A 19,706-nucleotide genomic window follows, 5' to 3' on the forward strand; every position below is an offset into this window, starting at 1 on the left:
CACGGAACCCCTGAAATTCCGTGTGAATCTGGCAGGACCACCTGTTAAGCCTAAATACTCCTTGATGACCGATAGCGGACAAGTACCGTGAGGGAAAGGTGAAAAGTACCCCTGGCGGGGAGTGAAATAGTACCTGAAACCATGTGCCTACAATCCGTCGGAGCGAGGTCTTGTGCCTTGTGACGGCGTGCCTTTTGAAGAATGAGCCTGCGAGTTTGCGGTGTGTTGCGAGGTTAACCCGTGTGGGGAAGCCGTAGCGAAAGCGAGTCCGAATAGGGCGATTCAGTAGCGCGCTCAAGACCCGAAGCGAAGTGATCTATCCATGGGCAGGTTGAAGCGCGGGTAAGACCGCGTGGAGGACCGAACCCACTTAGGTTGAAAACTGAGGGGATGACCTGTGGATAGGGGTGAAAGGCCAATCAAACTTCGTGATAGCTGGTTCTCCCCGAAATGCATTTAGGTGCAGCGTCGCGTGTTTCTTGCCGGAGGTAGAGCACTGGATAGCTAATGGGCCCTACAAGGTTACTGACGTTAGCCAAACTCCGAATGCCGGTAAGTGAGAGCGCGGCAGTGAGACTGCGGGGGATAAGCTCCGTAGTCGAGAGGGAAACAGCCCAGACCATCAGCTAAGGCCCCTAAGCGGTGACTAAGTGGAAAAGGATGTGGAGTCGCAGTGACAACCAGGAGGTTGGCTTGGAAGCAGCCACCCTTGAAAGAGTGCGTAATAGCTCACTGGTCAAGTGATTCCGCGCCGACAATGTAGCGGGGCTCAAGTCATCCGCCGAAGCTATGGCATTCGCACCCACCTTGTGTGGAGAGCCCGAAAGGGTGTGTGGATGGGTAGGGGAGCGTCGTGTCGCGGGTGAAGCCGCAGAGTGATCTAGTGGTGGATGCGACACGAGTGAGAATGCAGGCATGAGTAGCGAATCAGGAGTGAGAAACTCCTGCGCCGAATGATCAAGGGTTCCAGGGTCAAGCTAATCTGCCCTGGGTAAGTCGGGACCTAAGGCGAGGCCGACAGGCGTAGTCGATGGACAACGGGTTGATATTCCCGTACCGGCAAAGTAGCGCCCATGACGAACCTGGTGATGCTAACCATCTGAAACCGCGGTTATCGACTCCTTCGGGGGAAGAGGCTGCGGCGTAGCGTGGGACCCGAACTGGTAGTAGTCAAGCGATGGGGTGACGCAGGAAGGTAGTCGAACCGTACCGATGGTTGTGTACGGCCAAGCATGTAGGGAGCCGCCCAGGCAAATCCGGGTGGCTGACTTTGATGTCGATCCTGAGGTGTGATGGGGACCCAATTGGGGAAGTCGGTGATCCTATGCTGTCGAGAAAAACCTCTAGCGAGCTATGCGCCGCCCGTACCCCAAACCGACTCAGGTGATCAGGTAGAGAATACCAAGGCGATCGAGCGAACCACGGTTAAGGAACTCGGCAAAATGCCCCCGTAACTTCGGGAGAAGGGGGGCCCGGATCGTGTACCCACTTGCTGGGGAAGCGTGAAGGGCCGCAGAGACCAGGCCCAAGCGACTGTTTACTAAAAACACAGGTCCGTGCTAAGTCGTAAGACGATGTATACGGACTGACTCCTGCCCGGTGCTGGAAGGTTAAGGGGACCGGTTAGATCGCAAGATCGAAGCTGAGAACTTAAGCCCCAGTAAACGGCGGTGGTAACTATAACCATCCTAAGGTAGCGAAATTCCTTGTCGGGTAAGTTCCGACCTGCACGAATGGAGTAACGACTTGGGCGCTGTCTCAACCGTGGACTCGGCGAAATTGCACTACGAGTAAAGATGCTCGTTACGCGCGGCAGGACGGAAAGACCCCGGGACCTTTACTATAGTTTGGTATTGGTGTTTGGTTCGGCTTGTGTAGGATAGGTGGGAGACTGTGAAGTGGCCACGCCAGTGGTTGTGGAGTCATCGTTGAAATACCACTCTGGTCGTACTAGATGTCTAACCTAGGTCCGTAATCCGGATCAGGGACAGTGCCTGATGGGTAGTTTAACTGGGGCGGTTGCCTCCTAAAATGTAACGGAGGCGCTCAAAGGTCTTCCTCAGCCTGGTTGGCATATCAGGTGTTGAGTGTAAGTGCACAAGGGAGCTTGACTGTGAGACAGACATGTCGGCAGGGACGAAAGTCGGAACTAGTGATCCGGCGTCGGCATGTGGAAGCGGCGTCGCTCAACGGATAAAAGGTACCCCGGGGATAACAGGCTGATCTTCCCCAAGAGTCCATATCGACGGGATGGTTTGGCACCTCGATGTCGGCTCGTCGCATCCTGGGGCTGGAGCAGGTCCCAAGGGTTGGGCTGTTCGCCCATTAAAGCGGCACGCGAGCTGGGTTTAGAACGTCGTGAGACAGTTCGGTCCCTATCCGCCGCGCGCGCAGGAAACTTGAGAAAGGCTGTCCCTAGTACGAGGGACCGGGATGGACGAACCTCTGGTGTGCCAGTTGTCCCGCCAGGGGCACGGCTGGTTGGCTACGTTCGGAAGTGATAACCGCTGAATGCATCTAAGCGGGAAGCACGTTTCAAGATGAGGTTTCCCACCCGGTTAACGGGGTAAGGCCCCCAGCAGAACACTGGGTTGATAGGCCGGAGGTGTACAGCAGCAATGCCTAGCCGACCGGTACTAATAGGCCGAGGGCTTGTCTTACACTCACTTTACTGAAACTATCAAGACGACCGCGCAATTGATCGCGTCCACGATCCAACACAACACCCACATGGCACAAACATGTGAATAGTGGCTTGGCTCCCCAGACACACACCCCCGAAACCTCACGGTTTTGTTGCCGGTGTTGATGGGTGGAGTCGATAGAGTTACGGCGGCCATAGCGAAAGGGAAACACCCGGTCCCATCCCGAACCCGGAAGTTAAGCCTTTCAGCGCCGATGGTACTGCAACCGAGAGGTTGTGGGAGAGTAGGACGCCGCCGGACAATCATTCACAGAACGGGTCGCACCCCACGGGGTGCGACCCGTTCTGCTATTTGCACCCGTTGTGCGCCGAAATGGCGGAAGTCGGACGCCTCGGTGGGGGATTCTCCGGCGTCCGACCTCCGTGGAGAATATTAAAGACTTGTCTTCGCCGCGTCTTGCCTGGTCTGGTCCGGCCACGGGGCACATGCGAAGCGGCGCGCGGGTCACCGGACACTGTCCGTCCCCGACGAAGTGAGGTCCTCATGTTCGCTCTGCGTCGCACCACCGCCACGCTCGGTAGCGCCGTCCTGCTCGCCGTGCCTCTCAGCATCGTCGGAGCCCCGTCGGCGCAGGCCGCCGACCGCGAGTTCCGATGCGCCGGCGCCGAGGTCGACTTCGAGGTCGACAAGGAGGCGGGACGCTTCGAGGTCGACGTCAGCATCGACACCACACGAAACGCCCGCTGGCGGGTCACCCTGCGCCAGAACGGCAGGGTGTTCCACAAGCGCGTGCACCGCGCCGACCGGGACGGCGACATCGACGTGAGCCTGCGTCGTCCGGACACGCGTGGTGCCGATGTCTTCAAGCTGCGGGTGAAGAAGATCGGCGGCCCCGCCGCGTGCACCAGCCGCATCCGCCTGCGCTGACCTGGTCACCTCCGTGCCCCCGCAGCGCCCCGCGACCGTCCACGAGCTGAGCCGCGCCGACGCCCGGCGGATCGCGGTGTCCGCCCAGCTGGCGGCGCGCCCGCGGCCGACCGGCCTGGAGGAGGCGGTGCGCGGTCTCTCCCAGGTGCAGCTCGAGCCCACGAGCGCCGTCGCGCCGAGCGCGGACCTGGTGCTGTGGAGTCGCCTCGGGGCGGCGTACGACCCGGCGCACCTGCGCGACGCGCTCGACGAGCAGCGCCTCGTCGAGCTCAGCGGGTTCGTCCGCCCACCCGCGGACATCGCACTGTTTCGCGCCGAGATGGCGATCTGGCCGGGGGAGGAGCCGCTGCGCGAGTGGCAGGAGGACACCCGCGACTGGTTGCGCGCCAACGACGGGTGCCGGCGCGAGGTGCTCGCACTGCTGCGCACCGACGGGCCGCTGCCCGCCTCCGAGCTGCCCGACACCTGTGTGCGGCCGTGGCGCTCGAGCGGTTGGAACGACGACCGCAACCTGCGGATGCTCCTCGAGGTCCTGGCCCGCCGTGGCGAGGTCGCGGTGGCCGGGCGGTGCGGTCGCGAGCGGCTCTGGGACCTCGCCGAGCGGATCTACCCCGATGACCCGGTGCCTGCGCTCGCCGAGGCCCGTCGGCTCCGCGCCGAGCGGCGGCTGAGCTCGGTGGGGATCGCGCGCCCCCGGGGGCCGCAGGAGCCCGGCGAGCCGCTCGACCTGAGCGAGGCCGGGGAGCCAGCCGTGATCGCGGGCGTCCGCGGCACCTGGCGGGTGGACCCGGCCCGTCTGGGGCAGCCGTTCTCAGGTCGCACGGTGCTGCTCTCGCCGTTCGACAGACTGGTCAAGGACCGGCGCACCCTCGCCGACGTGTTCGACTTCGAGTACCTGCTGGAGATGTACAAGCCCGCCGCCCGGCGGCGCTGGGGCTACTACGCGCTGCCGGTCCTGCACGGCGACCGCCTGGTCGGGAAGCTCGACGCCCACGCCGACCACGAGGCCGGGGTGCTGCGGGTGGCTGCGCTGCACCTCGACGTCGAGCTCGGCGCCGGCGCGCGTGCGAGTGTCGAGCGGGAGATCGCGGCGCTGGCGTCCTGGCTCGGTCTGGAGGTCGCAGGTGCGGACTGACCTCCTGCTCGACCCCCATGGCCGGTAGGTTGCGCTGCGTGCCCGAGACTGCGAGTGCCGCCCACGTCGTCGCCCTCAACCACGTCGGCGTGAGCGTCGCCGACCTGGCCCGGGCGCGGTCCTTCTGGATCGATGGGCTGGGGGCGAGCGAGCACGGCGCCTTCGGCTGGCCGGTCGGTACGACGCCTGCCGACGAGTCCCTCGCCACCGACGGGACCGCCGCCGACGTGGTGCTGCTGCGCACGGACGCGGCGTTCCTCGAGCTCTTCGCGTTCTCGGCACCCACCCCGGCACCGCGACCGCCGGGCGCCCCCGGGGTCTCGGCGCTGACCTGGGCGGTCCCCGACGTCGCGGCCACGCGGGCCCGGCTGCGGGACCTCGGCGCCGGCACGGTGCCCGCCGGTGACGGCTGCGCCGTCCGCTGCCCGGACGGCACCGAGGTGCTCCTGCAGGCCGCCGGCGACGGCCCGACCGGTCTGGTCGGCGTACGCGTGGCGGTGGCGGACCCGACGCGGCACCCGCTGCCTGCGGTGCCCGGCCCGGTGGCGGTCGAGCTGGTCGGCGGCGCCGACGCCGACCCCGCGCGGCCGGTCGACCTGGGCGTGAACCACGTCTGCCTCGACGTCTCCGGCATCGCTGCGCTGCGCGCCGGCCTCGACGGGGTCCACTGGCACCACGAGGTCACCGAGTCCAGCGCCGGGATCGCGGCGGTCTGCTACGGGACCACCGACGACGGGCTGCTCGTCGAGCTGCTCGAGAGTCGCTCGCCCGACGCGTTCCTCGCCCGCTGCAAGCTGGTGCACCCGTGAGCGCCCTGCGCCCCGAGCGGGTGCTGGTGGTCTCCGCCACCCGCGAGGAGGCGGCGTACCTGCCCCCGGGGACACCGCTCGTGGTCACCGGGATCGGCAAGACGCTCGCCGCGGTCGCCACGGCCCGGGCGCTCGCCGAGCGCGACGGCGAGGTGGACCTGGTGGTCAACCTCGGCACCGCCGGCGCCCTGCGTCCCGGCCTGGTCGGGCTGCACCGCCCGAGCGTCGTGCTCAACCACGACCTCTCCGCCGATGCCGTGCGGGCCCTCGGGCACGATCCGCACGACCGTCTCGAGCTCGACCGCGGCGACGAGACGGTGCTGGCGACGGGCGACGCCTTCGTCAGCGAGCCGAGCGTGCGCGACCGGCTCGCCGCCCGGGCGCACCTCGTCGACATGGAGGGGTACGCCGTGGCGTGGGCGTGCCGCGCGGGCGGGGTCCCGGTGCTGATGCTCAAGCACGTCTCGGACAGCGCCGACGACTCCGCGCTCGACTGGTCGAGCGTCGTCGACGCGAGTGCGCGGGTGCTCGCGGCGGCGCTGGCCGAGCTCCTCGCGGACCCGGCCGGCGCCACCGGCGGGACTCAGCCCGGCTGACCTGCCCGGTCGGCCTCGAGCCCGTCGCGGGCCGCCTCGGTGGCCGCCGCAGCGTCGGCGGCGGCGGTGGCCGCGGCCGAGGCGGTGGCGGCGTCGAGCGCGCGGCGCACCGGACGCTGGCCGAGGAGCGCGAGGACGACGGCGGCGACGGTGGCGCCCACCGTCACGACGAAGGCGGCGCCGTACCCGTCGGCGTCGGCGGCGCGACCGGCGATGCCGGAGCCGAGGGCGTAGCCGACCCCGGTGGCGCCGCCGAGCAGGGTCATCGCCATCCCGACGCGGGACATCGGGACGAGCCGCTCGCCGAGGGTGAAGACGCTGATCATGTAGGGCGCCACGGCGAACCCGAGCATCAGCACGACCACGACCAGCGCGCCGATCGAGTCGACCCCGAGCAGCGGCGTGGAGAGCACCACCAGGCCGGCGGCGAAGACGAGCACGCGGCGCTCCAGCCCGAACCGCTCGGGCAGCGCGACCGTGGCCAGGCCGGCCAGCACGCTGCCGATCCCGAGGATGGCGTGCACGAGTCCGGCGACCTCCGGGTGCCCGGCCTGGTCGGTGAGCGCGGTGGTGCCGGTCTGCACGGAGCCGAACAGCATGCCGACGAACATCTGGGCGAGCAGCAGGCCGCCGAGCAGCGGCGTGAAGAGCCGGCCACCGGCCTGGACCAGGCCGGTGGCGGCCCGGCCGGTGAGCCGTGCGGTCGGGTGCAGGGCGAACGCGCTGCCGAAGACGAGCAGCATCACCGAGGCGGTGAGCAGCGCGCCGCCGGGGGAGACCAGGGCGACCAGGCCACCGACGAGCGCCGGGCCCAGGACGAAGGCCGCCTCGTCGGCGGCGCCCTCGTAGGAGAACGCGGCCGACATCAGCCGGCCCTGGGACTGGCCGGCAGGAGAGGTGATCGGGCGCCACCGCACCCGCGCGAGCGGGCCGACCTGGGGGATGAAGAATCCGGCGAGGGCCGCGGCGGCGACCAGCGCGCCGTCGGCGGCGCCGGCGTCGGTGAGCAGCACCAGCGCGGCCAGGCCGACGGCGCCGAGGACGGACTGCACCAGCACGACCGAGCGCTGGCCGACCCGGTCGGCGATCCCGCCGGCGAGCGGGGAGCCGACGGCGTTGGCGACGGCGAGCGCGCCGGCGGCCGCGCCACCGGTGCCGTAGGAGTCGGTGGCGGTGGCGACCAGCAGCAGGGTGCCGATCTGGCTCATGCTCATCGGCAGCCGGCCGAGGAAGGCGACCGCGACGTAGAGCGAGCCGGTGAGGCCGAAGAGTCGTCGATAGGTGGTGAGGGGGGACACGTGGGTGGCGTTCCTTCAGGGTCGTTCGGACTGCGCGCCGAACCCACCACCAAGACGCGCGGAACCCTGTACGCCCCCTATCTTATCGAGCCGTCGCGGCGTGGCGTAGTCGTCGGCGCCGCGCAGGGCAGACTGGCGCCCATGCCGCTGGGGTCCCGTCTGCTGCCGTCCCTGCTCGCCCTGTCGATCGCGCTCGCCGGCGCCCTGGCGGGCGCAGTCGTGACCGCGCCCGCCGCCCGGGCGCTCGACCCGGTGCCGACGCTGCTCACGCTCGAGGCGCCGGCCGCACCTGCGGAGGAGACGAGCGACGTCTCGGTCTCGCTGGGTACGGCGAGCGCTCCGGTGCTCGCCGCGAGCGTGACCCTGGAGCGCCGCGTCGGCGGGACCTGGCGCCCGCTCACCACGGTGGTGACCGACGACGCCGGCCATGCGGTCGTGCCGGTGCGGCTGGGCAAGGTGGCGGCCGACAACGTGGTCCGCGCCCTCTGGGCCGGCGACGAGGCCCACGCCCCGGCGAGGGCGACGCTGACGATCCGGCTGCGCAGGCTGACCAGCCTGCTGGTGGTCCGGGCGCCTGCGCGGGTGGTCGACGAGCAGCAGGTGCGCGTGGAGGTGCGCTGGCGGGCCGGCGGGCGCGGGGTCGCCGGCCGGGTGCAGGTGCTGCGGCGCGACGCCGGCGGCTCGTGGCGGGCGGTGCGCTGGGTGCGCACCGGGGGCCTGGGTGTGGCGCGCTTCGACGTACGCCCGCGGGTCGACACGGCGTGGAAGGCCAAGGCGCCCGCCGTGGACTGGGCCACGCGGGCGAACAGCGTGGTGCGCCGCATCGACAACGTCCCGTCGGGCACGCCGGTGACCCTGCCGGCCGCGGCGCCGAAGCCGCGCGTCTCCGTGCCGCGCCAGCCGCGTGCGGTGGGCGCCGGGCCGAACGCCGCGGTCGGCCGGATCCCCGACGACGTGTGGCGCACCATGCGCGGGCGCAGCTGGCACCGGGGCTGCCCGGTGGGCCGCAGCGGGCTGCGACTGCTGCGCATCAACTACTGGGGCTACGACGGCTACCGCTACCGCGGCGAGCTGATCGCGAACGCCGACGCCGTCGGTGCGATGTCGGCCGCGCTCGCCGAGATGTATCGCCGCGAGCTCCCGCTGCGCTCGATGTACCGGGTGGACCGGTTCGGCTGGTCCGCGCGTCTGGGCGGCGCGGACGACTACGCCTCGATGGCGGCCGGCAACACCTCGGCGTTCAACTGCCGCGACGTGGTCGGGCGTCCCGGCGTGCGCTCGCCGCACTCCTACGGCCGGTCGCTGGACGTCAACCCGTGGGAGAACCCCTACCGCGCCTCCCACGGCTGGACGCCGAACTCCTGGTGGGTCGGGCGCAGCCACCCCCGCGTGGCGTGGCGCTCGAGCAGTCACCGGGTCGTGTCGCTGATGGCGTCGCACGGCCTGCGCTGGACCTACGGCACCGCGGATGCCCACCACTTCGACGCCGTGCCCGGCGGTGCCGCGGGCCGCGCCCTGACCCCGGCCGAGCTGCACCCGCAGTGCGTCGGCTTCGTGTGCAAGTGAGCGGCGGCTGCGCGTTCTGCGCCATCGTGACCGGCGACGCCGCCGCCCACGTGGTGCTGGAGACCGAGGACCTGCTCGCGTTCCTCGACCGGCGTCCGGTGTTCAAGGGGCACGTGCTGCTGGTGCCGCGCGTGCACGTCGAGACCCTGCCGGAGCTGCCGGCCGCGCTGCGCGACGGCTTCCTGGCCGCCGCCCAGCGGCTCGCGGCCGCGGTGGTCACCGGGCTCGGCGCCCAGGGCAGCTTCGTGGCCGTCAACAACACCGTCAGCCAGTCGGTGCCGCACCTGCACCTGCACGTCGTCCCGCGCACCAAGGGCGACGGGCTGCGCGGGTTCTTCTGGCCTCGCACCCGGTACGCCGACGCCGAGGAGCCCGCGGTGTACGCCGCCCGGCTGCGCGCGGCGCTCGCGGACGGCGTCGGCGAGGACGCCTAGAGTGACCGCGGTCACCCGCACACGCCACGACGAAGGAGTCAGCATGGGTCGTTTCGAGGGACGCGTCGCCGTCATCACCGGTGCCGCCCGGGGCATCGGCTTCGGCACCGCCACCCGCTTCGCGCAGGAAGGTGCCTCGGTCGCCGTCATCGACCTCGACGAGCAGGCCGCCGGCGCGGCCGCCGCCCGGCTGATGTCGGACGAGGGGGCGCCGGAGGGGGTGCGGGCGATCGGCATCGGCGCCGACGTGAGCGACGCCGCGTCGGTCGCGGCCGCGGTGGACCGGGTGGTCGCCGAGCTCGGCGGGATCCACGTGCTGGTCAACAACGCCGGCATCACCCGCGACAACCTGCTGTTCAAGATGAGCGAGGACGACTGGGACCTGGTCCTCGGCGTCCACCTCAAGGGCGCGTTCTTGATGACCAAGGCGGCACAGCAGCACTTCGTCGCCCAGCGCTACGGCAAGATCCTCAACCTCTCCAGCACCTCCGCCCTCGGCAACCGCGGGCAGGCGAACTACTCCGCGGCCAAGATGGGCGTGCAGGGCTTCACCCGCACCCTGGGCATTGAGCTCGGGCCGTTCGGCATCAACGTCAATGCGATCGCCCCGGGCTTCATCGCCACCGAGATGACCGACGCGACCGCGGCCCGTCTCGGCATCGAGCTGGAGGAGTTCCGCCGGCTCAACGCGGAGGCGAACCCGGTCCGCCGGGTCGGGCAGCCCGAGGACATCGCGGCGGCGGCGGCGTTCCTGTGCAGCGACGAGGCCTCCTACATCACCGGGCAGACGCTGTACGTCGACGGCGGGGCCACGCTCGGCTGAGGTCTGGACCACCCGGGCTCGCGCGCCGGGGGGAGGGTGCGTGCCCACCGCTGGGTGGGCGCGCCTACCCTGCTGTGGTGGTGCGCCACCCCAGACTGGGTGAGGCGACGCCGACCCGCTCGCCGCACCCGACGGGTGCCCCCTTCCCCTGATGTCGATCCCGAACGGAGCCCTCCCGTGCGCCGTGCCCGCCTCCTGGCTGCCACCGTCCTCGCGTCCAGCCTCGTCCTCACCGCCTGCGGCGGCGACGACCCCGCCGAGTCCGGCAACGAGCAGGCCGCTGCCGAGTCGAAGGCCCCCGCGACCTGGCCGCTCACCGGACTGCCGGTCAAGGGCGACGGCGACGCGAGCCAGGACCACCCGGTGATGGTCGTCAAGATCGACAACAGCTCGGCCAGCAGCCCCCAGATCGGCCTGGGCTCCGCCGACCTCGTGGTCGAGGAGCTCGTCGAGGGCGGGATGACCCGCCTGGCCGCGTTCTTCTACTCCGACCTGCCCGGCAAGACCGGGCCGGTGCGTTCGATGCGCGCCAGCGACATCGGGATCGTGGCGCCCAGCGACGGCGTGATGGTCACCAGCGGCGCGGCGCCGGTCACGATCGAGCGGATCAAGGACGCCGGCATCGAGTTCTTCGGCGAGGGCAGCCCCGGCATCAGCCGCGACGACACGCGCGCCCAGCCCTACAACCTCTTCTCCGACCTCGTCGCCACCGCCAAGGCGGCCAAGGGCGACGGCGAGCGGCCCGACGACTACCTGGAGTGGGGCAGCTCCGAGGACCTGCCGAAGGGGCAGCCGGCCACCACGATCGCGGCCAGCTTCTCCGGCGGACACACCACGAACTGGCGCTTCGAGAAGGGCGCCTACGTCAACGACAACTCCTACGCCGCCGAGGGCGACGAGTTCCGCGCCGACACCGTGCTGGTGCTGCGGGTGAAGGTCGGCGACGCCGGCTACCTCGACCCGGCGAACAACCCGGTGCCCGAGACCAAGCTGACCGGCACCGGCGAGGCGCTGCTCTTCCACGGTGGGCGCCTGGTGCGTGGCACTTGGACCAAGGACGGCCTCGACGCGCCGATCGAGCTCTCCACCAAGGCCGGCGACCTCACCGTCCCGGCCGGCCACACCTGGATCGAGCTGGTCCCGCAGGACGGCGGAGACGTCACCTTCGGGAAGTGACACGTCCGGTGCCCCGGCTGCGGGCCGGGGCGCTCAGGCCTGCGGGGCGGACGGCCCGGCCGGGGGCGAGCTGGGCAGCTCCACCCCGGCGTTCGCGAGGGACTGGAAGCCCATCAGGATGAACGTGATCGCGGTCTCCACGCGCTGCGCGGCGGCCACCGGGTCGGGATCGGTGCTCACCGTCTCGCCGGCGGTCGACATCGCGCCGAAGAAGATCCGGGCGAAGGTCTGGAGCATGTCCTCGTCGAGCTCCCAGGTGCCGGCCTCGACCACCGAGCGCACGATCTCCAGCACGTTGGCGAACGTCGAGCGCTCCTCCTGCTCGCGGTAGCGCTCGTAGCCCAGGACCGCGGGGCCCTCCTGGATCACGATCCGGCGGTAGTCGGGCTCCTGCACGACCTCGAGGAATGCACCGAGGCCCGCGCGCGCCTTGTCCCAGGGGTCGCCGTGCCCGCGCAGCGCCTTCTGGATCGTCTTCGAGGCCGCGGTCTCGACGTCCTCGAAGACCGCCTCGAACAGCGCCTGCTTGCCGGTGAAGTGGTGGTAGAGCGCGCCCTTGGTCACCCGGGCGCCGGCCACGATCGCGTCCAGCGAGGTGGCGGCGTACCCCTGCTCGGTGAACAGCTCCGCCGCGACGTCGACCAGGGCGCGCTTGGTCGAGGCGGAGTACTGCTGCCGCCTGCTGGCCCCGGTCCCGCCGGGGACCTCGGGGACGAGTCTGGCGACGGGCGACTTCGGCATGCCGCCAGCATATGACCTACCGCGGGTACGGAGGGCCGCTCGGAGCGGGGTGCAAGATGGATGCATGGCGACGCAGCGAGGGATGCCGGGCACGCAGCCCGCGGCCGGCATGCTCCTGGTCGCCAGCCACGAGCTCCTCGACCCGAACTTCGCCGAGACCGTCGTGCTGCTGCTCGACGTGGACGCCGAGGGGGCGCTCGGCGTGGTGCTGAACCGGCCCTCGCCGGTGCCCGTCGCCGACGTCCTCCCGGAGTGGTCGGCGTCCGTCGCGGAGCCCGAGCTGCTCTTCGAGGGCGGCCCGGTCGGGCCCGACGGCGCGCTCGCGCTGGCCCTCAGCGGCGGCACCGGCGAGGACCAGCCGGTCGGTTTCCAGCCGGTCCTCGGGGCGCTCGGGATGGTCGACCTCGACGCGCCGGTGGAGCTGGTCCGCGACCAGCTGCGCGAGCTGCGGATCTTCGCCGGGTACGCCGGCTGGGGCGCGGCCCAGCTGGCGGCGGAGATCGCCGAGGGCAGCTGGTACGTCGTCCCGGCCCGCGCCGACGACATCTTCCGCACCGACCCGACGCAGCTGTGGCGCGACGTCCTGCGGCGCCAGCCGGGGGAGCTGGCGTGGGTCTCGACACGCCCGGTCGACGCCGAGCTGAACTAGAGGCGGCACCCTGCCTCCGGACGCCCCGGCGGACCGGACCGCGGCCTCGGCGGATGAGACCACCGGCGTTCCCTGACGTACCCTTGGGCCGTGAGCACCATCGGATTCGGGACCGGCACAGCCGTCGACGAGCGGGTACGCGAGGACCGTTCCACGCTCCCCACCGACGGGGGTGACCACGAGCGCTTCTCCCACTACGTGGACAAGGACAAGCTCACCGAGGCGATGGTGATGGGCACGCCCGTCGTCGCCCTGTGCGGCAAGGTCTGGGTCCCCAGCCGGGCGCCGGAGAAGTTCCCGGTGTGCCCGGACTGCAAGGAGGTCTGGGAGGAGCTCAACGACGACGAGGGCAAGGAGTGACCGGGGCGTCCGACGCCGCCGACCTTCAGCCCAACGCCCTCACTCCGGCCTGGCCGGAGCGAGCCGCGTGGGGTACCGCGCCGTCCCTGCGTGCGTGGCAGGCAGCTGCCATGCAGAAGTACTTCACCGAGCACCCGCGTGACTTCCTCGCCGTGGCGACGCCCGGTGCCGGCAAGACCACGTTCGCGCTCTCGGTGGCCTCCGAGCTGCTCGGTCGCCGGATCGTGGACCGCATCATCGTGGTCGCGCCGACCGAGCACCTGAAGACCCAGTGGGCCGAGGCCGCCTCGCGGGCCGGCATCCCGATCGACCCGACGTACTCCGCGGGCAAGGGCAAGACCTCCGGCGACTACGTCGGCGTCGCGGTGACCTACGCCGGTGTCGCGGTGAACCCGCTGGCGATGCGGATCCGCACCGAGCGGTTCAAGACCCTGGTGATCCTCGACGAGGTCCACCACGCCGGCGACGCGCTGAGCTGGGGCGAGGGCGTCCGCGAGGCCTTCGAGCCCGCCACCCGCCGCCTGGCGCTGACCGGTACGCCGTTCCGCTCCGACATCAACCCGATCCCGTTCGTCACCTACGCGCCCGGCCCCGACGGCGTCGCGCGTTCGGTGGCCGACTACACCTACGGCTACGGCGACGCGCTGGCCGACCATGTCGTGCGCCCGGTGCTGTTCATGGCCTACTCCGGCGAGATGTCGTGGCGCACCAGCGCCGGCGACGAGATCGCGGCCCGCCTCGGCGAGCCGCTGACCAAGGACCTCACCAACCAGGCGCTGCGCACCGCGCTGGACCCGCAGGGCTCCTGGATCCCCTCGGTGCTCGCGGCCGCCGACAAGCGGCTCTCCGAGGTGCGCCGCCACGTCCCCGACGCCGGCGGCCTGGTGATCGCCACCGACCAGGACTCCGCCCGGTCCTACGCCAAGACCCTGCGCCAGATCACCGGCGAGTCCGCGACCGTCGTGCTCTCGGATGAGAAGGCCGCGTCGAAGAAGATCGCGGAGTTCTCCAAGTCCGACAGCCGCTGGATGGTCGCGGTGCGCATGGTCTCCGAGGGCGTCGACGTCCCGCGCCTCTCCGTCGGCGTCTACGCGACCACCACCTCCACGCCGCTGTTCTTCGCCCAGGCCGTCGGTCGCTTCGTGCGATCCCGCTCGCGCGGCGAGACCGCGTCGGTGTTCCTGCCCAGCGTGCCCAACCTGCTCACCTTCGCCTCCGAGATGGAGGTGACCCGCGACCACGTGCTGCAGAAGAAGGTGCGCACCGAGGACGACATCTTCTCCCCCGAGGAGCGGCTGCTCGAGGCGGCCAACGCCTCCGAGTCGGCCTCCTCGGACCTGCTCGCCTCCTTCGAGGCACTGGGCTCGGAGGCACGCTTCGACCGGGTGCTCTTCGACGGCGGCGAGTTCGGCCACGCCGGCGAGGTGCAGGTCGGCTCGGATGAGGAGATGGACTTCCTCGGCATCCCCGGCCTGCTCGAGGCCGACCAGATGCGCGACCTGCTGCGCCAGCGCCAGAGCGACCGGGCCCGCAAGCAGAAGTCCGCGCTGGCCTCCCGCGTGGACGAGGCCAAGCGGGCCTCCGAGGACCTGACGGAGGTCGCGACCCACGAGCAGCTGGCGGTGCTGCGCCGCGAGCTCAACGGCCTGGTCGCCGCGTGGTACCACCGCACCGGCACCCCGCACGGCATGACCCACGCCAAGCTCCGCAAGGAGTGTGGCGGTCCCGCCGCCGCGATCGCCAACGCCGAGCAGCTGCGCGCCCGCATCGACCGGGTGCGCGACTGGGCGGCACGCAAGTCGTCCTGATCCGGCTCAGGCCGGGTCCAGGGCCGCGCGCACGAGCGGCAGCACCCGGTAGGGCACCTGGGTCGCCAGCGCGATCACGGTGGCGGAGCGGACGATCGCGGGATGCGCCAGCACCGCGTCGATCACCCGCTGCAGGTCGGCGTTGGAGCGGGCCACCACGCGCACCCACAGGTCGCCGGCGCCGGTGATCGTGTGCGCCTCCAGCACCTCCGCGATCGCGCCCAGGTGGGCCCCGACGGCCTCGTGGCCGCCGGCGTCGGGCGACTGACGGATCTCCAGGGTCAGGAACGCCGACACCGGGTGGCCCAGCGCGGCGGGGGAGACCTCGGGTCCCCACCCGGTGACGACCCCGGAGGCCTCCAGCCGGTCCAGCCGCGCCTGCACCGTGCCCCGGGCGACCCCGAGGCGGCGGGAGGCCTCGAGCACGCCGACGCGCGGCTCGGCGGCGAACAGGTCGAGCAGGCGCCTGTCCAGATCGTCCACGGAATCCTCCGTCCCGACCGCCCCGATCGGGCAGTCTGTCCAGTTCTGGAGGCCACAGTTGCACAACCTGTAGTCCAGGTCACACCCTGCGACCATGACCCTCACGCCCGACGAGATCAAGGCCGACCTGACCCTCGAGCAGCTGCGCCAGCTGGTGGGGCTGGTGGAGTACGACGCCGAGTCCGACCCGTTCCCCGTCACCGGCATGGACGCCGTCGGGTTCGTCGTCGGCAACGCGACCCAGGCGGCGGCCTGGTACCAGCTCGCGCTCGGCATGGACCTGGAGGCCTACCGTGGCCCGGAGACCGGCTGTCGCGACCACAAGTCCTACGTGCTGCGCTCCGGCAGCGCCCGGTTCGTGCTGTCCGGCGCGGTCTCGCCCGACAGCCCGCTGATCGAGCACCACCGCCGCCACGGCGACGGTGTCGTGGACCTCGCGCTCGCGGTGCCGGACGTCGACGTCTGCATCGACCACGCCCGGGCGTCCGGCGCCACGATCCTGGAGGAGCCGCACGACGTCACCGACGAGCACGGCACGGTGCGCCTGGCCGCGATCGCGACGTACGGCGAGACCCGGCACACGCTGGTCGACCGGTCGCGCTACTCCGGTCCCTACCTGCCCGGCTACGTCGCCCGCACGTCCTCGGTCGTGCGCCCGGCGGACCACCCGGCGCGCCTCTTCCAGGCCGTCGACCACTGCGTCGGCAACGTCGAGCTGGGCCGGATGGATGAGTGGGTGGACTTCTACCGCCGGGTGATGGGCTTCGCCAACATGGCCGAGTTCATCGGCGACGACATCGCCACCGACTACTCCGCCCTGATGAGCAAGGTGGTCGCGAGCGGCAACCACCGGGTGAAGTTCCCGCTCAACGAGCCGGCGATCGCCCAGAAGCGCTCCCAGATCGATGAGTACCTCGAGTTCTACGACGGCGCCGGCTGCCAGCACCTCGCCCTCGCGACCGGCGACATCCTGCGCGCCGTCGACGTGATGCGCGAGCAGGGCGTGGAGTTCCTCAGCACCCCGGACTCCTACTACGACGACCCCGAGCTGCGCGCCCGGATCGGCGAGGTGCGGGTGCCGGTCGAGGAGCTCAAGCGGCGCGGCATCCTGGTCGACCGCGACGAGGACGGCTACCTGCTGCAGATCTTCACCCGCCCGATCGGGGACCGCCCGACCGTGTTCTTCGAGCTCATCGAGCGGCACGGCTCCCTCGGCTTCGGCAAGGGCAACTTCAAGGCGCTCTTCGAGGCCATCGAGCGCGAGCAGGAGCTGCGCGGCAACCTGTGACCCGCCGTCGTCGTCGCCGGATGTCAGGCGGACGTCAGTCGCGGCGGGCGACGGCCACGAAGAGGTCGCTGCCGACCTCGACCAGCCGCTCGGGGGTGATGCCGGGCTCGTCGTGCAGCCAGGAGACCACCAGCTCGGCGAGGCCCGCGACGAAGAACGTGGCGTGCACGCGCAGCCGCTCGTCGGGCTGCGCCAGGTCGCCGAGGATCGAGCGCGCCTCGTCGGCCACCACTCCGGCGAACCAGGCGACGAGCTCGCGGCGACGCGCGCGCAGCGGCGCGCTCGCGCTGGACTCGATCACGACGACCCGGGCCTTGGCCGGCTCGGCGACGAGCACGTCGATCGCGGCCCGCAGCGCGGCGCGGGTGCGGTCGAGCGGCTCGCCGTCGGTGGACTCGACCGCCGCCACGGCGCTGGCGGCCAGCTCGCGGCACACCTCGTCGAACGCCGCCACCAGGGCCTCGTCGCGGTGCTTGAAGCTCTCGTAGAAGTAGCGCTCGGTCAGGCCGGCGGTCTGGCAGATCGCGGTCATGGTGGCCTTCTGCTCACCGTGCTCGCCGAGCAGCGTGGTCGCCGCGGCGACCAGCCGCGCCCGGCGCTCGGCCGCCCGCTGCGCCGCACTGCGCCCGCCGTAGCTCCTCGTGCCGCCGTCGCCGTCCGTTGCCTGGGTCACAGGAAGACCTTGACATCCCGGGGCCCCGCGTCAAAACTGACAGGCCTCCCTGTCAGATGCCAACCAGCACTGACGACTCCCCACCGAACGGAGTCCCGATGCCCTCCCTCCCGCTGGCCCTGCCGCTGCTCGGCGAGACGCTCGCCTACGTGCGGGACGCTCCCGGGTTCATGCAGCGCCGCTGGGACCAGCACGGTCCCGTCTCCGAGATCACCCTCCTGGGCCGCCGCTGGACGATCCTGCTCGGCCCCGACGCCTGCGCCGAGGCGCTGCGCAACGCGGACAAGGACTTCGCCAGCGGCCCCGGCTGGGGCTACCTGGTCGGGCCGTTCTTCGACCGCGGCCTGATGCTGCTGGACTTCGGCGAGCACCACCAGCACCGCCGGGTCCTCCAGCAGGCCTTCACCCGCCAGCGCCTCGAGGGGTACGCCGCGGCGCTGAGCCCCGCCGTCGCCCGCGGGGTCGCCGGCTGGCCCGCGCAGCCGGGCTTCCGCGCCTATCCGGCGCTCAAGTCGCTCACCCTCGACCTGGCCACCGAGATCTTCATGGGCGGCGCCGACCTGGCCACGCCCGACGAGCTGGCCCGGATCAACCGCGCCTTCATCGACTGCGTCCAGGCGGCCACCGGGCTGGTGCGCGCCGACGTGCCCGGCACCCGCTGGAGCCGGGCCCACCGCGGGCGGCGGGTGCTGGAGGAGTTCCTGCACCGGCACCTGCCGGCCAAGCGTGCCGGCGGCGGCGAGGACCTGTTCTCGGTGCTGTGCCGGCTGCGCGACGAGGACGGCACGGCGTTCAGCGACGAGGACATCGTCAACCACATGATCTTCCTGCTGATGGCCGCCCACGACACCTCGACGATCACCGTCTCCACCGTGCTGCAGCACCTCGGTCAGCACCCCGAGTGGCAGGAGCGCTGCCGCGAGGAGTCCCTCGCGCTGCCCGAGCACCCGACGCTGGCCGAGCTCGACTCGCTGACCTCGCTGGACCTGGTGGTCAAGGAGTGCCTCCGGCTGGTGCCGCCGGTGCCGGTGCTCGCCCGGCACACCGTGCGCGAGACCGAGGTCCTCGGCCACCGGATCCCCGCCGGACGGCTCACCGCGGTGATGCTGCACCACAGCCACCAGATGCCCGAGCTGTGGAGCGCGCCCACCCGCTTCGACCCCGAGCGGTTCGCCGAGCCGCGGCGCGAGGACCGCTCGCACCGCCACGCCTGGGAGCCGTTCGGCGGCGGCGTCCACAAGTGCCTCGGCATGGCCTTCGCCGGGATCGAGGTGACCACGATCCTGCACCACCTGCTGCGCCGCCACCGCTGGTCGGTCGACCCCGGCTACCGGGCGCCGCTGAGCTATGCCTCGCTGCCCTACCCCCAGGACGGCCAGCCGGTCGACCTCGTCTCCCTCGCCCCTCTCACTCCCACACCCAGGAGCGCCGCATGACCCGTGACCTCAACACCCTGTCCGTCCTCGTCACCGGGGGAGCCCGGGGCATCGGCCGGGCCATCGCTGAGCGCCTGGCCCGCCACGGCACCCGGGTGGCCATCGGCGACCTCGACGCCGAGCTGGTGCGCTCGGTGGCCGCCGAGATCTCCGCGGACCCCGAGGTCGCCCGCGCCGGCGGCCGGGTGGTCGGCGCCGAGCTCGACGTCACCGAGCGCAGCTCCTGGGATGCGTTCCTCGCCGCGACCGCCGATCTCGGACCCGTCGACGTGCTCGTCAACAACGCTGGGATCATGCCGCTCGGCCCGCTGCTGGAGGAGCCGGAGGCGCTCACCCGCAAGATCGTCGACGTCAACCTGCACGGCATCGTGCACGGCACCAAGGCGGTGGCCCCCGCGATGGTGGCGCGCGGCCACGGCCACATCATCAACATCGCCTCGGCGGTGGGACGGGTGCCGCTCCCCGGCGGCGCGACGTACTCGGCCTCGAAGTTCGCCGCGGTCGGGTTCAGCGAGGCGCTGCGCGGCGAGCTGGCACCCAACGGCGTGGACGTCACCGTCGTGCTGCCGAACGTCGTGCGCACCGAGCTCGGCTCCGGTGTCCCGGCCGCCCGCGGCGTCAAGGCGGTCACCCCCGAGGACGTGGCCGCCGTGGTCGAGGGGGCGATCCGCAAGCCGCGCCCCGAGCTGTGGGTGCCGCGCTACGCCCAGGTGGTCGCGAAGGGCGCCCTCGTGCTGCCCGCGCGGGTGCAGCACCTCCTGGCCCGCGCGATGCGGGCCGACTCGGTGCTCACCGCCGCCGACCAGTCGGCACGTGCGGCCTACGAGGCGCGGGTGCGGTCCCAGCACTGATGCGGCCG

The 19,706-nt window shown here is 71.1% G+C and carries 18 protein-coding genes and 2 rRNA genes (1 of these 20 running past the window's edge); 16 read left to right on the forward strand and 4 right to left on the reverse strand.

Translation table 11 applies throughout. The features are described 5' to 3' along the window. From HBO46_RS04225 to HBO46_RS04250, 6 genes are all read left to right on the forward strand, one after another. A 23S ribosomal RNA gene (locus HBO46_RS04225) occupies positions 1 to 2,660 on the forward strand; it begins 460 nt to the left of the window's first position. A gap of 168 nt (positions 2,661 to 2,828) precedes the next feature. Then, positions 2,829 to 2,945: ribosomal RNA gene (gene rrf / locus HBO46_RS04230) — 5S ribosomal RNA — on the forward strand. A gap of 243 nt (positions 2,946 to 3,188) precedes the next feature. Then, on the forward strand, positions 3,189 to 3,572 hold the full coding sequence (locus HBO46_RS04235; protein ID WP_166140219.1) for a hypothetical protein: 384 nt from the start codon (positions 3,189 to 3,191) through the stop codon (positions 3,570 to 3,572). A 13-nt stretch (positions 3,573 to 3,585) separates the two neighbouring features. Beyond that, entirely contained in the window at positions 3,586 to 4,707 is a 1,122-nt protein-coding gene (locus HBO46_RS04240) for a DNA glycosylase AlkZ-like family protein (RefSeq protein ID WP_166140218.1), read from the forward strand. A 38-nt stretch (positions 4,708 to 4,745) separates the two neighbouring features. Beyond that, a complete protein-coding gene (locus HBO46_RS04245) occupies positions 4,746 to 5,516 on the forward strand; it encodes a VOC family protein (RefSeq protein ID WP_166140217.1) in 771 nt (256 codons plus the stop codon). Continuing rightward, a complete protein-coding gene (locus HBO46_RS04250) occupies positions 5,513 to 6,112 on the forward strand; it encodes a nucleosidase (RefSeq protein WP_224769365.1) in 600 nt (199 codons plus the stop codon). Before HBO46_RS04245 ends, HBO46_RS04250 begins: the two co-directional genes overlap by 4 nt. On the opposite strand, the gene HBO46_RS04255 is transcribed toward HBO46_RS04250, so the two are convergent. Beyond that, positions 6,100 to 7,410 (reverse strand): MFS transporter, encoded by a 1,311-nt coding sequence (locus tag HBO46_RS04255; RefSeq protein ID WP_224769366.1) that lies wholly within the window; start codon positions 7,408 to 7,410, stop codon positions 6,100 to 6,102. The two genes, HBO46_RS04250 and HBO46_RS04255, sit on opposite strands and share 13 nt — an antisense overlap. Positions 7,411 to 7,551: 141 nt before the next feature. Between HBO46_RS04255 and HBO46_RS04260 the strand changes: the two genes are divergently transcribed. The 4 genes from HBO46_RS04260 to HBO46_RS04275 all read left to right on the forward strand — a co-directional run bounded on the left by HBO46_RS04260 (position 7,552) and on the right by HBO46_RS04275 (position 11,409). Further along, entirely contained in the window at positions 7,552 to 8,976 is a 1,425-nt protein-coding gene (locus HBO46_RS04260; RefSeq protein WP_166140216.1) for a M15 family metallopeptidase, read from the forward strand. Further along, positions 8,973 to 9,410 (forward strand): HIT family protein, encoded by a 438-nt coding sequence (locus HBO46_RS04265; RefSeq protein ID WP_166140215.1) that lies wholly within the window; start codon positions 8,973 to 8,975, stop codon positions 9,408 to 9,410. The genes HBO46_RS04260 and HBO46_RS04265 overlap by 4 nt, the downstream gene beginning before the upstream one ends. Before the next feature lie 43 nt (positions 9,411 to 9,453). Then, the gene (locus HBO46_RS04270) at positions 9,454 to 10,233 is read left to right on the forward strand and encodes an SDR family NAD(P)-dependent oxidoreductase (RefSeq protein WP_166140214.1); all 780 of its coding nucleotides are present in this window, start codon (positions 9,454 to 9,456) and stop codon (positions 10,231 to 10,233) included. 177 nt (positions 10,234 to 10,410) lie between these two features. Continuing rightward, entirely contained in the window at positions 10,411 to 11,409 is a 999-nt protein-coding gene (locus HBO46_RS04275; protein ID WP_166140213.1) for a DUF3048 domain-containing protein, read from the forward strand. A gap of 33 nt (positions 11,410 to 11,442) precedes the next feature. Here the strand turns inward: HBO46_RS04275 and HBO46_RS04280 are convergent, their stop codons facing one another. Beyond that, a complete protein-coding gene (locus tag HBO46_RS04280; RefSeq protein WP_166140212.1) occupies positions 11,443 to 12,150 on the reverse strand; it encodes a TetR/AcrR family transcriptional regulator in 708 nt (235 codons plus the stop codon). A 64-nt stretch (positions 12,151 to 12,214) separates the two neighbouring features. On the opposite strand from HBO46_RS04280, the gene HBO46_RS04285 reads away from it, so the two are divergent. The 3 genes from HBO46_RS04285 to HBO46_RS04295 all read left to right on the forward strand — a co-directional run bounded on the left by HBO46_RS04285 (position 12,215) and on the right by HBO46_RS04295 (position 14,967). Beyond that, positions 12,215 to 12,799: a YqgE/AlgH family protein gene (locus HBO46_RS04285; RefSeq protein ID WP_224769367.1), complete on the forward strand. Its 585-nt coding sequence runs from the start codon at positions 12,215 to 12,217 to the stop codon at positions 12,797 to 12,799. A gap of 90 nt (positions 12,800 to 12,889) precedes the next feature. Then, on the forward strand, positions 12,890 to 13,159 hold the full coding sequence (locus HBO46_RS04290; RefSeq protein WP_153322279.1) for a DUF3039 domain-containing protein: 270 nt from the start codon (positions 12,890 to 12,892) through the stop codon (positions 13,157 to 13,159). Positions 13,160 to 13,269: 110 nt separating this feature from the next. After that, the gene (locus HBO46_RS04295) at positions 13,270 to 14,967 is read left to right on the forward strand and encodes a DEAD/DEAH box helicase (protein ID WP_243732148.1); all 1,698 of its coding nucleotides are present in this window, start codon (positions 13,270 to 13,272) and stop codon (positions 14,965 to 14,967) included. A 6-nt stretch (positions 14,968 to 14,973) separates the two neighbouring features. On the opposite strand, the gene HBO46_RS04300 is transcribed toward HBO46_RS04295, so the two are convergent. Then, positions 14,974 to 15,450 (reverse strand): Lrp/AsnC family transcriptional regulator, encoded by a 477-nt coding sequence (locus HBO46_RS04300; RefSeq protein ID WP_224769368.1) that lies wholly within the window; start codon positions 15,448 to 15,450, stop codon positions 14,974 to 14,976. A 94-nt stretch (positions 15,451 to 15,544) separates the two neighbouring features. Between HBO46_RS04300 and hppD the strand changes: the two genes are divergently transcribed. Then, complete coding sequence (gene hppD / locus HBO46_RS04305; RefSeq protein WP_166140209.1) at positions 15,545 to 16,738, forward strand: 4-hydroxyphenylpyruvate dioxygenase; 1,194 nt, start codon at positions 15,545 to 15,547, stop codon at positions 16,736 to 16,738. Between the two features lie 34 nt (positions 16,739 to 16,772). Here hppD and HBO46_RS04310 read toward each other — a convergent pair whose 3' ends face one another. Beyond that, positions 16,773 to 17,411 carry a TetR/AcrR family transcriptional regulator gene (locus HBO46_RS04310; RefSeq protein WP_166140208.1) on the reverse strand — a complete coding sequence of 213 codons (639 nt, stop codon included), beginning with the start codon at positions 17,409 to 17,411 and terminating at the stop codon, positions 16,773 to 16,775. Between the two features lie 98 nt (positions 17,412 to 17,509). Between HBO46_RS04310 and HBO46_RS04315 the strand changes: the two genes are divergently transcribed. Then, positions 17,510 to 18,847 carry a cytochrome P450 gene (locus HBO46_RS04315; protein ID WP_224769369.1) on the forward strand — a complete coding sequence of 446 codons (1,338 nt, stop codon included), beginning with the start codon at positions 17,510 to 17,512 and terminating at the stop codon, positions 18,845 to 18,847. Continuing rightward, the gene (locus HBO46_RS04320; protein ID WP_166140206.1) at positions 18,844 to 19,698 is read left to right on the forward strand and encodes an SDR family oxidoreductase; all 855 of its coding nucleotides are present in this window, start codon (positions 18,844 to 18,846) and stop codon (positions 19,696 to 19,698) included. The genes HBO46_RS04315 and HBO46_RS04320 overlap by 4 nt, the downstream gene beginning before the upstream one ends. Positions 19,699 to 19,706 lie beyond the last annotated feature (8 nt).

The organism is Nocardioides ochotonae (assembly GCF_011420305.2).
In the GTDB taxonomy this organism is placed as follows: domain Bacteria; phylum Actinomycetota; class Actinomycetes; order Propionibacteriales; family Nocardioidaceae; genus Nocardioides; species Nocardioides ochotonae.

Coding starts and splice junctions, on each gene's coding strand:
- HBO46_RS04235 (WP_166140219.1), top strand. CDS start 3,189: ATGTTCGCTCTGCGTCGCACCACCGCCACGCTCGGTAGCGCCGTCCTG.
- HBO46_RS04280 (WP_166140212.1), bottom strand. CDS start 12,150: ATGCCGAAGTCGCCCGTCGCCAGACTCGTCCCCGAGGTCCCCGGCGGG.
- HBO46_RS04320 (WP_166140206.1), top strand. CDS start 18,844: ATGACCCGTGACCTCAACACCCTGTCCGTCCTCGTCACCGGGGGAGCC.
- HBO46_RS04295 (WP_243732148.1), top strand. CDS start 13,270: ATGCAGAAGTACTTCACCGAGCACCCGCGTGACTTCCTCGCCGTGGCG.
- HBO46_RS04260 (WP_166140216.1), top strand. CDS start 7,552: ATGCCGCTGGGGTCCCGTCTGCTGCCGTCCCTGCTCGCCCTGTCGATC.
- HBO46_RS04270 (WP_166140214.1), top strand. CDS start 9,454: ATGGGTCGTTTCGAGGGACGCGTCGCCGTCATCACCGGTGCCGCCCGG.
- HBO46_RS04315 (WP_224769369.1), top strand. CDS start 17,510: ATGCCCTCCCTCCCGCTGGCCCTGCCGCTGCTCGGCGAGACGCTCGCC.
- HBO46_RS04285 (WP_224769367.1), top strand. CDS start 12,215: ATGGCGACGCAGCGAGGGATGCCGGGCACGCAGCCCGCGGCCGGCATG.
- hppD (WP_166140209.1), top strand. CDS start 15,545: ATGACCCTCACGCCCGACGAGATCAAGGCCGACCTGACCCTCGAGCAG.